Origin of the sequence: Lysinibacillus sp. NPDC056220 (assembly GCF_049315265.1) — a bacterium.
Lineage (GTDB): Bacteria > Bacillota > Bacilli > Bacillales_A > Planococcaceae > Lysinibacillus > Lysinibacillus pinottii.
This window is the reverse complement of the sequence record NZ_JBMOXD010000002.1, coordinates 264,641-276,710: the sequence shown is the minus strand read 5'-3', so window position 1 is coordinate 276,710 and position 12,070 is coordinate 264,641. Positions and strand designations below refer to the sequence as shown.

The 12,070-nt window shown below is 37.6% G+C and carries 12 protein-coding genes; 5 read left to right on the top strand and 7 right to left on the bottom strand.

Translation table 11 applies throughout. The features are described 5' to 3' along the window. Positions 1–281 precede the first annotated feature (281 nt). The 5 genes from qoxA to ACOZBY_RS06370 all read left to right on the top strand — a co-directional run bounded on the left by qoxA (position 282) and on the right by ACOZBY_RS06370 (position 5,185). Positions 282–1,187: a cytochrome aa3 quinol oxidase subunit II gene (gene qoxA / locus ACOZBY_RS06390; protein ID WP_012295495.1), complete on the top strand. Its 906-nt coding sequence runs from the start codon at positions 282–284 to the stop codon at positions 1,185–1,187. Positions 1,188–1,246: 59 nt separating this feature from the next. Then, positions 1,247–3,190 (top strand): cytochrome aa3 quinol oxidase subunit I, encoded by a 1,944-nt coding sequence (gene qoxB, locus ACOZBY_RS06385; RefSeq protein ID WP_031419321.1) that lies wholly within the window; start codon positions 1,247–1,249, stop codon positions 3,188–3,190. Position 3,191: 1 nt separating this feature from the next. Then, a complete protein-coding gene (qoxC, locus tag ACOZBY_RS06380; protein WP_012295498.1) occupies positions 3,192–3,791 on the top strand; it encodes a cytochrome aa3 quinol oxidase subunit III in 600 nt (199 codons plus the stop codon). Further along, positions 3,791–4,072 carry a cytochrome aa3 quinol oxidase subunit IV gene (qoxD, locus tag ACOZBY_RS06375; protein ID WP_012295499.1) on the top strand — a complete coding sequence of 94 codons (282 nt, stop codon included), beginning with the start codon at positions 3,791–3,793 and terminating at the stop codon, positions 4,070–4,072. The genes qoxC and qoxD overlap by 1 nt, the downstream gene beginning before the upstream one ends. Before the next feature lie 255 nt (positions 4,073–4,327). Beyond that, positions 4,328–5,185, top strand: coding sequence for a DUF6612 family protein (locus tag ACOZBY_RS06370; protein WP_031419322.1), 858 nt, complete (start codon positions 4,328–4,330; stop codon positions 5,183–5,185). Between the two features lie 82 nt (positions 5,186–5,267). Here the strand turns inward: ACOZBY_RS06370 and ACOZBY_RS06365 are convergent, their stop codons facing one another. From ACOZBY_RS06365 to ACOZBY_RS06335, 7 genes are all read right to left on the bottom strand, one after another. Continuing rightward, complete coding sequence (locus ACOZBY_RS06365) at positions 5,268–5,687, bottom strand: universal stress protein (protein WP_012295501.1); 420 nt, start codon at positions 5,685–5,687, stop codon at positions 5,268–5,270. Between the two features lie 50 nt (positions 5,688–5,737). Beyond that, a complete protein-coding gene (locus ACOZBY_RS06360) occupies positions 5,738–6,805 on the bottom strand; it encodes a PQQ-dependent sugar dehydrogenase (protein WP_036162264.1) in 1,068 nt (355 codons plus the stop codon). A gap of 63 nt (positions 6,806–6,868) precedes the next feature. Then, positions 6,869–7,033 carry a hypothetical protein gene (locus ACOZBY_RS06355; protein WP_012295503.1) on the bottom strand — a complete coding sequence of 55 codons (165 nt, stop codon included), beginning with the start codon at positions 7,031–7,033 and terminating at the stop codon, positions 6,869–6,871. 152 nt (positions 7,034–7,185) lie between these two features. Then, entirely contained in the window at positions 7,186–7,602 is a 417-nt protein-coding gene (locus ACOZBY_RS06350; RefSeq protein ID WP_031419325.1) for a YugN family protein, read from the bottom strand. A 225-nt stretch (positions 7,603–7,827) separates the two neighbouring features. Continuing rightward, complete coding sequence (locus tag ACOZBY_RS06345; RefSeq protein WP_012295505.1) at positions 7,828–9,018, bottom strand: Ger(x)C family spore germination protein; 1,191 nt, start codon at positions 9,016–9,018, stop codon at positions 7,828–7,830. Then, positions 9,015–10,112 (bottom strand): spore germination protein, encoded by a 1,098-nt coding sequence (locus ACOZBY_RS06340; protein WP_198694863.1) that lies wholly within the window; start codon positions 10,110–10,112, stop codon positions 9,015–9,017. The genes ACOZBY_RS06345 and ACOZBY_RS06340 overlap by 4 nt, the downstream gene beginning before the upstream one ends. After that, positions 10,090–11,760, bottom strand: a complete 1,671-nt coding sequence (locus tag ACOZBY_RS06335; RefSeq protein WP_420029649.1) for a spore germination protein — start codon at positions 11,758–11,760, stop codon at positions 10,090–10,092. The genes ACOZBY_RS06340 and ACOZBY_RS06335 overlap by 23 nt, the downstream gene beginning before the upstream one ends. Positions 11,761–12,070 lie beyond the last annotated feature (310 nt).

Below are 12,070 nucleotides of genomic sequence, written 5' to 3'. Positions count from 1 at the left end.
CGTATAATCCAATGTGCAAACAACGACAAGATGTGACAATCGTTATAGACATGTACGTATGTGAAACGATTGCACAAATCATTGATTTTGCTAACGCTTGCATTAGACCAATCAACTTCAAGATTTATGTTTCATATTGAACCATGCCATTGTAAATTCTTAAGTTGTTGATTGGTACGCCAAGATAAAAGAGGTGACCTCAGTATCCACTATTTATAAATGTGAACTGACAAAAAACACATGAATTTTATGAATAGCCGTTCTATAGAAAGGAGTCAAACATGAAGAAAAAATTAAGTTTAATGTTTGTAGCATTGGGTGCTCTTGCACTTCTTTCTGGATGTGAGCCATTAACAGTGTTCAATCCTAAAGGGCCAAATGCCGAAACATTATCAAACACAATTATTTTATCCATTATTACAATGGCCTTTATATTACTAGTCGTGTATGTGCTTTTAGCCTTTATGCTAACTAAATATCGTGCATCTAAAACAGCTGCTGATTATGAGCCACCTCATGAAGAGGGTAGCCATCTTCTAGAAATCACATGGACAGTAATTCCAATTATTATTGTTGCATTCTTGGCCGTTGTAACTGTAAGAACAACATCTACTGTAGAGGCTCAGCCAGCAGGATATGACGATAAAGAACCTTTAGTAATTTATGCTTCATCATCAAACTGGAAATGGCATTTTAGTTACCCTGAAGAAGGTGTTGAAACAGTTAACTATGTCAACATTCCAGTGGATCGTCCAATTGAGTTTAAATTATACTCATTTGGTCCGATCACAAGTTTCTGGATTCCTCAATTAGCAGGTCAAAAATATGCCATGAGTGATATGTTAACAACCATTCACCTTGCTGCAGATGAGGTGGGTTCATTCATGGGACGTAACTCTAACTTCAATGGACGCGGATTTGCAGAAATGGAATTTGAAGCACAATCTATGACACAAGAAGACTTCGACAAATGGGTAGCTGATGTTAAAGCAAAAGAAAAACCATTAACAGAAGAAAAATTTGATGAGCTTTTAAAGGCTGAGCATGTTGGTCGCCAAAGCTTCTCATCTACACACTTAGAATTCAGCCCTGCCCCAATGGAACATGGTAAAAACATGAAAATGGGTGACATGGATCATGGTGACATGTCTGAAGAAGATATGAATAATGAACATTCAGGTCATTAATTTACATTTAACTTGAACGAGTAGAATATTAATTTTTAATTTTGAAAGGAGCGCATCCAATGAGTATGGAAGAATTATTCCATCCAATGCAAGAACCGATGATTTTAGCGGCAGCTATTAGTATCGTAGTTGGAGCAGTCGTTATCGTAGCTGGCCTTACTTATTTCAAAAAATGGGGCTATTTCTACAAAAACTGGCTATCAACTGTTGACCATAAAAAAATCGGGATTATGTATATCGCTGTAGCATTATTAATGCTATTCCGCGGTGGTATCGATGCACTGTTAATGCGTGCACAAACAGCAGTTCCGGATAACGGACTTCTTGATGCACAACATTATAATGAGATTTTTACAACACACGGTTTATTAATGATTTTATTTATGGCTATGCCATTTGTTATTGGTTTAATGAACATTGTCATCCCCCTTCAAATCGGTGCACGTGACGTTGCTTTCCCACGTCTAAATGCTGTCAGCTTTTGGTTATTTGCAGCAGGTGCGGGTTTATTAAACTTATCATTCATTATCGGTGGTTCGCCAGATGCTGGTTGGACAGCCTACTTCCCACTTGCAAGTACGGATTTTAGTCCGACTGTAGGGAATAACTATTATTCTTTAGCACTTCAATTATCAGGTATTGGTACATTGATGACAGGTGTTAACTTCATCACGACCATTATTAAAATGCGTGCACCTGGTATGAAATTAATGAAAATGCCAATGTTTACGTGGTCGATTTTAATTACAAACGTAATTATTGTATTCGCATTCCCAGTATTAACTGTAGCGCTTGCTCTTATGATGTTAGACCGTCAATTCGGTACAAAATTCTTTGCTATGCAAGACGGCGGTATGGATATGCTTTGGGCCAACCTATTCTGGGTTTGGGGACATCCTGAAGTTTATATCGTTATTCTACCTGCTTTCGGTATTTTCTCAGAAATCATTGCAACATTTGCACGTAAAAACTTGTATGGTTATAAATCAATGGTTATGAGTATGGTTGTCATTTCTTTACTATCATTCTTAGTTTGGGCTCACCACTTCTATACAATGGGTCACGGGGTAATGGTAAACAGCGTATTCTCTATTACGACAATGGCAATCGCCGTTCCTACTGGTGTTAAAATATTTAACTGGCTACTGACGATGAGGCACGGGAAAATTCAATTTACAACACCGATGCTTTATGCACTTGGCTTTATTCCAATCTTCACAATTGGTGGGGTTACAGGGGTAATGTTAGCGATGGCAAGTGCTGACTATCAATATCATAATACGATGTTCCTAGTTGCCCACTTCCACTACGTTTTAATTCCAGGTACAGTATTCGGTGTACTTGCAGGTTATCACTACTGGTGGCCAAAAATGTTCGGTTTCCGTTTAAATGAAAAATTAGGGAAAACTGCGTTCTGGTTTATTGCAATCAGCTTCAATGTAACATTCTTCCCATTATTCATTTTAGGTTTAGATGGCTATGCTCGTCGTATGTACACTTACTCAGAATCAACAGGCTATGGACCATTGAACATGTTATCATTCGTTGGTGCTTTAGGACTTGCAGTCGGCTTTGCGTTGATCGTTTATAATATCTACTACAGCTGGAAACATATGCCTCGCAATGAAAAGGCAGATGTATGGGATGGTCGTACACTTGAATGGGCTACTCATTCTCCAGTACCAGAATACAACTTTGCAGTAGTTCCAACTGTTACTCGCTTAGATGAGTTCTGGTTCGCGAAAAAAGAAGGTCGCGATATTACAGCAGGTAAAATTGAAAAAATTCACATGCCAAATAATACAGGCACACCATTCTGGATGAGTGGATTCTTCTTCCTTGCAGCATTCTTCGCTGTATTTAATCTATGGGTTCCAGCCATCATTAGTATGCTTGGTGTATTTGGCTTCATGATCCATCGTTCTTTCGAAAAAGACCATGGTCGTTATATTTCAGTTGAGGAAGTTATGGCAACTGAGAAAAGCTTGAGAGGTGATAAATAATATGAAAATCGATTCTTCACTTCCATTAGAATATAGTACAGAGGAAAATCGCCTAAAAATCTTTGGTTTCTGGATATTCCTTGGCGCCGAGATCGTGTTATTTGCCACATTGTTTACTGTGTATTTCACACTTCACACACGGACAGGTAATGGCCCGAATGGTGCCGAAATCTTTGAGTTAACACCAGTACTATGGGAAACATTCTTATTATTAACAAGTAGTTTCACCATTGGTCTGGGTGTTCATGCAATGCGTATTGGTCGTAAAAAGGCAATGATGACTTTCTTCATCATTACCCTTTTACTTGGACTAGGTTTCTTAGCTATTGAGATTGATGAGTTCATCACTTATGTACATGAAGGTGCGACAATTCAAACAAGCGCATTCTTGTCATCATTAATGACTTTACTTGGAACACACGGTGCCCACGTAACATTTGGTTTCTTCTGGGGACTAGCTATCATTATCCAAGTAGCTAAACGTGGTTTAAATCCACAAACAGCGAACAAAGCGTTTATCTTCTCATTGTACTGGCATTTCCTAGACGTTGTTTGGATTTTCATCTTCAGCTTCGTCTATTTGAAAGGACTGATTAGCTGATGAAGGAATTATTCCCAAAACAACATGTCATGGGCTTCGGCTTCTCACTATTACTGACACTTGTCGCTTTAGCCGTTGTAACCTTTGATATGAGTTATAAAATGGCATTCGCTATTTTACTTGTCACTGCCCTTGCACAAGCAACTGTACAATTAGTGTTATTTATGCACATCGGTGAATCTGAAGATAAGAAAACGTTATATACAACGATTTTATATTCAGTATTTGTAGGTGTTGTAACAATCATTGGTACATTGTTCGCCATGATCTGGGGTTACTAAGTAATTAATTTCATTTAGATATTTTCGAGCTTGTTGAAGAAAAGCTCCTCTAAAAGCTGTCACGGCCTTTCGCATTATTCGATTGGTCAGTGACAGCTTTTTTAATAATTTTCATGCTTGTCACTGGTCGTTGTTGCAAGATTATTGTTTTATTACTAAGGAATTAGATTCATTTTATAAAATAACGAAACTTTTCCTTTTCTTGGGCGTATACTAGTAGATAGTGTTTTTTACCAAGAATAGGAGATGAAAGTAATGAAGAAGATTTTTAAAGTATTAGCAGTTGGAACACTAGCATTAACGCTTGCTGCTTGTAATTCAAGTGCCACACCTACGAAAGACACAACCGAAAAAAGCAAACTCACTTTAGAACAAGTGTATGACAAAGCAGTGGATCGCCAGGCTGATATTAAAAGTGCTAGTGCTAATATGGACATGACACAGGTAACAAAGGTTGGAGCTGGCGAAGAGGCTATGGAATTCTCTATCAACTCTAAAATGGAAATGGACATTATCGTTGATCCACTTGCTATGCATTTATCAGGCTCAATGTCAATGCCAGATATGATGAGTGAAGGCCAAGAAACAACGGACATGCCTATTGAAATGTATATGAAAAAAGACGCTGGCCTTTTCATGAAAGATGTGACTACAGACAGTTGGTTAAAACTTCCTGATGAGAATTTTGATGCTATTTTAGATCAAACGGCTGCTTCTGCTGATGCAAAGGAACAGTTAGAACAACTTAAAAAGTTCATCAAAGATTTTACATTTGAACAAACTGATAAAGAATACGTCCTTACATTAGAAGCAAAAGGTGATAAATTTAAAGAGCTAATTGATTCTGAGATTAATAAATCAATGCAGGATATGGGATTAGAAGAAAACCCTATGGATCAACTAACAATTGAAAAAATCAACTATGTGCTACACATCGATAAAAAGACTTTCGATACAAACAAAATGGATATGAATTTTGATTTGAAAATGGCAGTAGAAGGTGATGAATTGTTAATGAATACAAAATCAGTCGTTACTTATACTGATTTCAATCACCTTAAAACAATTGATATTCCTCAAAACATAGTAGATAACGCACAAACAATCGAATAAAAAACAAACCTGCTTGTATATAGATGACAAGCAGGTTTGTTGTGTTATTATCCATATAAATATGACGAAGATTTCCGTAAAATTATCGAACGATTAATACATCACAATGAGCATGACGTACTACTTTTTCTGCTACAGACCCTAGCATCATTTTTTCCATTCGATTTAACCCTGTTGCTCCACATACAATCAAATCAACATTCGTAAGCTGTGTCAAAATCCCCTTTGGCGAACCCGTTTCTACAACTGACTCTACGCTTTGAACACCGGTCTGAACCACTTGCTCTTCCAAGCTTGCCATTTTGCTCTTGTTTTCTTTCTTCAATTCCTCTGCATATTTTAAATCATAGGCTGACACCGCACCAAAAGATTTTGTATCAATCACATTCACTAGTTGCAAAGTAGCATTGTGTTGCATCGCTAATTGACTCGCTCTTTCTAAAGCCTTCAATGATTGTTCTGAGAAATCAATTGCTACTGCGATTTTTAGATAATTAGCCATATTAGTCCTCTCCCTTCAACATGGCATTCCATGTTTTCACAAATATTATATCATAACGGTGTTCTGTATAGTTTATCGTCATCGGGTTGTGGATTGCCACGTCCATCCGTATTATTGCTGATAAAGTACAAATAGCTATCATCCATAAAGACATCTCGTATTCTTCCGAAATCTGATAATAGTACATCTTGTTTATGCTTGCTCATATCAAATGTTAGCACCGCTGTCCCCCTTAGTGCCGCAACATATAATCGATCATTCACTACGGTTATGCCAGAGGGTGCCCACGTTTTTGATGGGCCTGAAGTAAATAGAGGTGTAACCATTCGTTGCTGTTTGTCTGTTCCCTCCATGAGCGGCCAACCATAATTCTTCCCTTTTTCAATCACGTTGATTTCGTCATTTGCTGCATTGCCATGTTCGCTTGCGTACATCGTACCATCCGTTGCCCATGCTAATCCCTGCGGATTTCGATGCCCATAGCTATACACATAAGAACGAGGAAAGGGATTATCATTCGGTATGGAACCATCCAAATTGAGACGTAAAATTTTTCCTTCCAACGCATCTAAATCCTGTGCTAAAGATGGCTGGGTTGCATCGCCCACAGTAACATACAATTTGCTATCGGGACCTATTTTTAAACGTCCACCATGATGATATGTACCACTCTGTATTCGATCAATTAGGAGATCCGTTTCCTGCCACTTATTATCGATTAACGTTAATGTCACAACCCGATTAAATTGCGCTGATTCCTCTTCATACGTATAGTACGCATAAGCAATATATGTTGTTGTAAAATCAGGAGCTAACACAAATCCTAGGAGACCTGCTTCTGGAGCTGACGACAAATCCTTCTTTAATAAAACCTGTTGTCTTTCAACTACATCTTCCGTAATCTTCACAATATTCCCTGGTCTTTCTGCTACATATAACGCTGTATCACTCTTTTCAATAGACCATGGTGTATGTAATTGCTCTGCTATTACTTCAACGTTTGGAGTGACTTTTAAGGGTTCCTCTTGTATGACCTTCCGTTCATCCTTCCCCTCTGTAGATGTACAGCCCAAACATAGAAAAATGACTAGCAGTAAAATCGGAATCATTCGCCTCATTTTGTTTCCTCCTTTTCTGTCATAAAAATAATACTATTTTTTGAAATAGAAAAAGACGTCGCCCTAGACGTCTCTTTTACTTACTTTTATACTTTCGAACATAATTATTTCACCAAATGTTTTTGTGTGCTCTAGCACTTTAAGATAAGCTTCTTTTCGATGGATGAGTCGTTCTTGTCGTAATTTTAGATAGGAATAATAAAAGTCATCTATAGCTATTTTATCCATAAACTCACCTCTTATAGTAGTTGTCTGCTACCACTATTATAAGGTTGGTAAATTCTTACGACAATTCTATTTTCTATTTTTGATTATAAGTTCCCAAAAATGGAAGGATAAAAGACATAAGAACGCTCGAAAGAATATACATATTTATCTAATTAGTTGATAAAAAAAGGCAGTACTTTTTCTTCTACAACTTGTTCACCCGCCTGAATCCATCTACTTTTATCATGAATATGCCCATCCTTATCAAGCGGTGTCTGGAACTGGCTAGCTCCTGTAGCATCCAGTAGAGAACCTTCATCATAATCTAAACCAACGTTAGCAACATGTTTAATGACAAACGGCTTTTGAAATCGAATTTGGGCATCTTCATTGTCTAATTCCCCTGCTGTTACGATAAAGGGCACGCGTAAATATATTGTTTCGCCGCCGCCTCTCCATAGTACCGCGTCGAAGCTCCCTTTATGATACTCCCAATTCCCACCAATTGTAAAACCGCGATGAATAATATGATCTCGCAAATAACCATAGCCTATCTCTTTTCCAACTATTTTTGAATCAAACTGTAGCATGTTGAAACCTCCTCCTTTCTCTTGATAAAAGTCTATCCTAAAAAGAGGAATTACAAACTATTTAAAGGAACTCAGATTGTTCAATTTAAAACATATTTAGCGGCTTCTACATATTCTGTAACAGCTTTGCGGCAGTTGGCACCAGTCTTTCAAAGACATTATTGAATATTATAATCCTCCCTATAATTCCAATATATAGAAATAAATAAAAAGGTGATTAATACGTTAATCACCTGACGTTCCATAATCCTTGATGGTTATGGAAACTTCACATTTTATAGCTGCTTCACTAAATATTTTATCCCAATCCTTTTTTATCTTTTCCCACTCTTTTGGATACTTTATTCTTAATTTATTGCCGAATCCTGCAACATCTGTTTGATATTCCTGTTGCAGCTTTTCCGACGTTTTCATCACTAATCGTTGAATTTCTTCCTCAATTGTTTTCTCTGCTTTTTTTAAAAATTTATTATTAAATGCTTTGTCTGACAGTACCCAATGTTCAGCAATTCTTCCTTCCGATTGAATGTTCACTGTAAATGAAATACGATCACCATCTATTTTTGGTATGATTTTACTTTTCATAGACATTATTTCATAAACGATAGGTGAATCCGATTCTTTATCAAACCCCTTTACTAACCCCCCTTCCCCTTTCCCCGTGATCCATGCAATGCCCCCTAAGTCGTTTTCATCCAGAAAGCCTCGAAGTTTTTTAGTTTTCCCATCAATGACAGCAGCACCTACAAATTTTACTTCTCCATCTTCTGAAACGACGTTTTGTAATAAAAAGCTTGAATCAGAATATAATTTCCCCTCTAATTTTGCAATGGTCATAGGTGGCAAAATTTTGGTTGTTCTTTCATTCCCCTCCATCATCTCTACCAATTGAAAGGCAGGAATTTTCGTTGGTTCATTTGTTTCAAGTGTCTCACTTGCCCGCCCCTGAGCAATAAGAAGCAATCCGCTTGGCCGTATCTCCAGCTCTCTTAGAAAAAAGTCCAACAGCTGTTGCAGGTTAATGGTGCTGGCAAGTTCTTCGCCAATAATGGTAACCTTGGAATGCTCCGCGAATGAATGTTTGTCAGACTTTAATAGCATATTTCTTAATGTAGGCAAAACAACATCCCCTGTTTCAGAAACATTTTTATATGCCTTTTCTCGTAATGTTCCATCTTTCATTCCTGTAACAGTTGTCTCAGAAGTGACCATTTGATTCGTAACGGTGAGTAACGTTCTATTAGCATATTTAGCCTCTTTTTGTTCCTCAGTGGTAGCCTCTTCTGTTGCTAAATCTAATGAGGTACCAACAATCAATCCTAAATCCTCAATCTCTTTACTACTCCAGCAACCAGTAAGTAGGAGAGATACAATCATTACTAGAGAAATACGTAAAAATGGATAGAGTTTCTTCATGTTTTATCGCCCTTCAATTTTGATATAAGGAGTAAGGTTACGGGTAGTGCACCAAATAAAAATAAAGCAGCATGACCGATCTTATCGCCAAATTTAAAAAGGTCATTTATATTTTTGGGTGTCATCGCGATAATATAAATAATCGGTAATAATCCATATAGAAAAGGGTGCATACTTTTTTTAAAAAGCTGAGCTAACCCTAGAGCGGCAGCATAATAGGTAATGGTAAAGGTGGCGAAAATTTGCATAATCCATATAACAAGTAAAAATGATTCAAAGCGCTCGAAAATTAATCCTGGAATTTCAAAACTCCGCATGAGTTCGATTGTTGGCCATGTTCTTGTCATGACCCCTTCGATGGAAAGAGCGCCAATCACCATTACGACAGTAATAACATAAAAAAGTAATGGAATCGCTATACCCACTAAGACGACTTTGACTGCTTTCTTTTTATCAGATGGGTACATAAATGCCACTAAGAGCAACATAATCTCAGGACCTAGAAATGCTAATGTCGCCGTTTTTATTCCTTTCAGCATCGGAACGACTCCCAGCCCTAAAACTGGTCGAAGATTATCGATTTCAAAGATTCCTAAGCTTAAAAAAGCGACAAGTAAGAAAATCACAAAGGTAATGGGAAATATAATTTCGAATAAACGACCGATCGAATTAATTCCACCACTCACCAAATAGAGCCCCACCCATAAGAAAGGTAGAATAATAGCCCATGTGGGTGTTCCCTCCAATAAAAAGAGGGAGGTTACTTCAGCCATTATTCGAACCTCAAAAGCAGAAATCGTAAAGAAATAAGTAATGACAAGTGCACTAATCAACCATCCTAGCCATTTTCCAACAATATCTTGATTGTATTGATAAAATGTCTTGTCTGGATATTGTTGACTTAGCTTGACGATAATCACTCCAGCAATCATGGCGATAAGACCACCTAAAAAAACACTAATCCAAACATCTGGCGTTTTTACCTTCTCTACCGAGGCACGAGGCAAGGTGAGGATGCCAGTTGCAAGAATATAATTAATAATAATGACCATTGTTTGGGACGTCGTAATGTTATCTTTTGGACTGGTAATCATGGCTACTGCTTTCCTTTCCTCGTATTTCCCCTTTACGAACAGAATCTTTTGGCTGTAATAATTTTGGTCGGCGTTTCATCATCATTAATGGCATACGTACCATAAAATCTTTCCAATCCCCTGCTCTATATGGGACAGTCGGACTAACATAAGGAACACCAAAACTCTTCAGCTTTACTAAATGACTGCCCAGGAAAAGGAAAAATAGAATGACCCCGTAAAGACCAAATATGGCAGCAAAAAACATAGCAACAAATCGTAGCATTCGTAATGTAATCCCTGCGTTATATTGAGGGATAGCAAAGGACGAAATAGCGGTTAAAGCAACGACGATAACCATAATCGGACTTACAATTCCAGCCTGTACAGCTGCTTCTCCAATAACAAGACCCCCGACGATACCCATTGTGGGACCGATCGGCTTTGGCAAACGAAGTCCAGCTTCTCGTAAAATTTCGATGGCTACCTCCATAATAAGCGCCTCGATTAACGCTGGAAATGGAACTCCTTCCCTTGTGGACATCATGGACAGTGCTAGCTTAGTTGGGATTAATCCCTGATGGAACGACACAAAAGCAATATACATGGATGGACCAAAAAGTGTTATCGCAGCAGCCAAGTATCGTAGAAGCCGAATGAGCGAACTTGCAAACCAGCGTTCATAATAATCTTCCGGAGATTGTAGTAGCATATTAATTGTAACTGGTACAATTAAAGCAAATGGTGTGCCATCTAATATAATGGCAACCCGCCCCTCCATTAATGCCCCATATACTCGATCAGGACGCTCCGTGTTCTGCACTTGTGTAAAAGGGCTCAGAAAATTATCTTCAATTAACTGCTCTATATAGCCCGATTCTAATAGGTTATCAAGGTCGATTGTTTGTATCCGATTTTTTACTTCATCCACCAACTCCGGATCCACTATCTCATCCATATAGGCAATGACTAACTCTTTTTTTACCCTCTTCCCCACTTTCATCTGAATGATAGATAATTGCTGATTTTCACCTTGCTGTCTTAGAAGAGCTGTATTGTCACTTAATCTTTCTGTAAAGCCTACCCTTGGCCCTCTAACAACCGCTTCTGAAATAGGCTCCTCTATATTACGCGTCTTGCCATTTATCGTACAAAGTAATAAAGCATTAGGCATACCATCTACAAATAAAGCTGTATAACCTATTAATACCTTACTTACTATTCCTTGCATCGTTGATTCTTCTAGTACATCCCCGATAGGTATATTATTTTTCATGAGGTTCTGCATGTTGCCGTTTTCTGTTAAAGCAGTGGCGGATGTGTCCGAAAAACGCTCCATCATCGAAGTCAAAATATGCTCTTCGATTTGCCCTTTATCTGCTAGACCTTCAAGATAAACAATAGCCGCACGAATATGAGTATTTCCTATGTGAAATTCTCTAAAGTGGGCATCCCAATTATGCCCAAGTTCTTGTTTTATTCGTTCAAAATCTTTGATAAAATCACCCGTTAGCGAGGCAACTGTTTCTTGGCTAGATGGCTGATCTACTTCCTTTTGATTCGTGTATTCTTTCATGTCGATCTTGCCATTATTCTTTTTTTCAAGTATTAAACCATTAAATAATTTGAAAATCAAAAATGGAATAACGAATGCTAAAAAACCCTGCATAAAAACTTGCCATTGTGGTATATAGGATATTACCCTTTCCCACATGATGATCACCCTCTTTACCAATCCACAAGGAATTAATTACTACATATTTTTATCTAAGCAGTCCTATTTTAAACTTCTAAACATCAACATCCTCCCATGACAAAAAATCAGCCTCAATATGCCTGAGTGCTGACATTGGGGTATATTTTTTGTTTTCTAATCCATTAATTTCCAAGTCCTTACATCCCGTTTTATTATTTCTAATCATTGAAATTTAGAAAATAAGATATGGTATACTAGCTACTATGAAAAATTAGAAGGTGAA

Excerpts from the sequence above, each read along its gene's own strand:
- qoxA (WP_012295495.1), top strand. The coding sequence starts at position 282 with ATGAAGAAAAAATTAAGTTTAATGTTTGTAGCATTGGGTGCTCTTGCA.
- qoxB (WP_031419321.1), top strand. The coding sequence starts at position 1,247 with ATGAGTATGGAAGAATTATTCCATCCAATGCAAGAACCGATGATTTTA.
- qoxC (WP_012295498.1), top strand. The coding sequence starts at position 3,192 with ATGAAAATCGATTCTTCACTTCCATTAGAATATAGTACAGAGGAAAAT.
- qoxD (WP_012295499.1), top strand. The coding sequence starts at position 3,791 with ATGAAGGAATTATTCCCAAAACAACATGTCATGGGCTTCGGCTTCTCA.
- ACOZBY_RS06370 (WP_031419322.1), top strand. The coding sequence starts at position 4,328 with ATGAAGAAGATTTTTAAAGTATTAGCAGTTGGAACACTAGCATTAACG.
- ACOZBY_RS06365 (WP_012295501.1), bottom strand. The coding sequence starts at position 5,687 with ATGGCTAATTATCTAAAAATCGCAGTAGCAATTGATTTCTCAGAACAA.
- ACOZBY_RS06360 (WP_036162264.1), bottom strand. The coding sequence starts at position 6,805 with ATGAGGCGAATGATTCCGATTTTACTGCTAGTCATTTTTCTATGTTTG.
- ACOZBY_RS06355 (WP_012295503.1), bottom strand. The coding sequence starts at position 7,033 with ATGGATAAAATAGCTATAGATGACTTTTATTATTCCTATCTAAAATTA.
- ACOZBY_RS06350 (WP_031419325.1), bottom strand. The coding sequence starts at position 7,602 with ATGCTACAGTTTGATTCAAAAATAGTTGGAAAAGAGATAGGCTATGGT.
- ACOZBY_RS06345 (WP_012295505.1), bottom strand. The coding sequence starts at position 9,018 with ATGAAGAAACTCTATCCATTTTTACGTATTTCTCTAGTAATGATTGTA.
- ACOZBY_RS06340 (WP_198694863.1), bottom strand. The coding sequence starts at position 10,112 with ATGATTACCAGTCCAAAAGATAACATTACGACGTCCCAAACAATGGTC.
- ACOZBY_RS06335 (WP_420029649.1), bottom strand. The coding sequence starts at position 11,760 with ATGCAGGGTTTTTTAGCATTCGTTATTCCATTTTTGATTTTCAAATTA.